Raw genomic sequence first — 1,739 nt, forward strand, 5'->3', positions numbered from 1 at the left:
CCATCCCCCGACTCTCCGAACGCATCCCCACACCACCGGCAGCCGACGCGGTCATCGCACGAGCCATGGCCAAAAACCCCACCGACCGCTACCCCACCTGCCACGACTTCACCACCGACCTCCGGCAGGCGCTGCTGTCCCCGGGTGCTGCGCCGGACGGCGGCCGCAGTGCACCGACACTGGCGCCCTCGCCCGTGTATGCGCCGACGGTGACTCCCGGGTCGACGATGATCCCACCAGGGAATCCACCGACGCAGTTTTCGGGTGCCCGAGCCGGCCTACCCACGATGCACGGGGGTGTGCCTCCCCGCTTCCCCCACTTCCTCGGTGCGCCACCCGAGCCGGTAGGACCTCCGCAGTCGCCGCAACGCTTTACCAGGCGCCGCGCCGCGGTTGTCTCGGGGGTGATCGGGAGCGTGATGCTGCTGGTCGCCGCGGTGACCGGTGTGGCGATCTGGTCGTCCGGTGGCGACGACGAGCCCGATGCGCCGATCGCGACCAGCTCGGTGACGCCCAGTCCCGCAGCGGATTTCAGCGGTTAGTGGACGACGGCCACCGCGTACAACGACGTGTCCTGCGGGATCAAGGGTCGTGCCCTGCTGTGCTGGGGTGACAACGACTACGGCGCCGTCGGCGACGGCACCACGACCGATCGCCATGTCCCGACGCCGGTGAGTGGACTCACCGAGGTCACCTCGGTGTCCGTCGCGCCCGGAGCACCGATGACGTGCGCCGTCAGCAAGGGCCAGGTGTACTGCTGGGGGCAGGACATCGTCACCGGTGACGTCCGTCGGACCCCGGTCGTCGTCGACGGCATTTCGAACGTGTCCTCGGTCTCCGCGGGACTCACCTCGTGTGCCGTGCGCCGGGCCGAGGTGTGGTGCTGGGGCAACAATTCATACGGCAACGCGGGTAACGGAAAGATCGGCGGCTCGGTCCCCGACCCGACGAAGGTCGTCGGCCTCGACAATGTCGCATCGGTGAGCACCGCCGTCGGCAGCGCGTGTGCGATCACTCGCGCCCAGGAACTGTATTGCTGGGGATTGAACGCCAATGGACAGGTCGGCGACGGGACCCAGGAGAACCGCGCAACCCCGGTGAAGATCACCGGCCTGCGCTCGGTGACCTCGGTCAGTCTCTCACCCCAGAACACGTGTGCCGTCGCCGAGAGCACCGTCTACTGCTGGGGATTCTCGACCGGCCAGTATCCGGCCGGGACCGAGGACGAGCATCTGGCACCGGAGCGCGTGGACGGCATCGAGGGCGCTCGACAGGTTGTCTCCGTCGGTGACAGCGGATGTGCGTCGGTGATCAGCGGAGACGTGCAGTGCTTCGGGGCTTTCGACACCTCGTCCGAACCCGGACCGACGGAGCTCTCCGGGCTCGACCATGTGACGCAGTTGCTCGGCGCGGCGACCATGTGCGATCTCGGCGGGTCAACTGTATTGCTGGGGACTCAACAACTCCGGACAACTCGGCAACGGCACCACCACCGCATCCCTCAATCAACCTGTGCGCGTTCGTGATCCGGAGTAGTAGCGGTCGCCGTCGCGGTGGGTCGGGGCATGATCGGATGACTCCGCCGACCCGGTCGCGCGGTCCGCGACGGGCGTATCGCTACAGTTGATCGCACATTTGTCGACGCAGTTGGGGGGAATCGGCGCATGACGCTGCTCGAACCGGGCACACTCTTCGCCGGCTACCGCGTCATCCGACAACTCGGCGCCGGCGGCATGGGC

The 1,739-nt window shown here is 67.8% G+C and carries 1 protein-coding gene and 2 pseudogenes; all 3 read left to right on the forward strand.

Annotated features, from left to right (window positions below):
• Positions 1-542, forward strand: a pseudogene (locus tag ABLE92_RS26065) (LpqN/LpqT family lipoprotein); the annotation flags it as partial.
• A 27-nt stretch (positions 543-569) separates the two neighbouring features.
• A pseudogene (locus ABLE92_RS26070) lies at positions 570-1,151 on the forward strand (RCC1 domain-containing protein); the annotation flags it as partial.
• A 289-nt stretch (positions 1,152-1,440) separates the two neighbouring features.
• Positions 1,441-1,536: an RCC1 domain-containing protein gene (locus ABLE92_RS26075; protein ID WP_348807659.1), complete on the forward strand. Its 96-nt coding sequence runs from the start codon at positions 1,441-1,443 to the stop codon at positions 1,534-1,536.
• Positions 1,537-1,739 lie beyond the last annotated feature (203 nt).

This window comes from Gordonia oleivorans, assembly GCF_040044975.1.
Taxonomy (GTDB): Bacteria; Actinomycetota; Actinomycetes; order Mycobacteriales; family Mycobacteriaceae; genus Gordonia; species Gordonia oleivorans.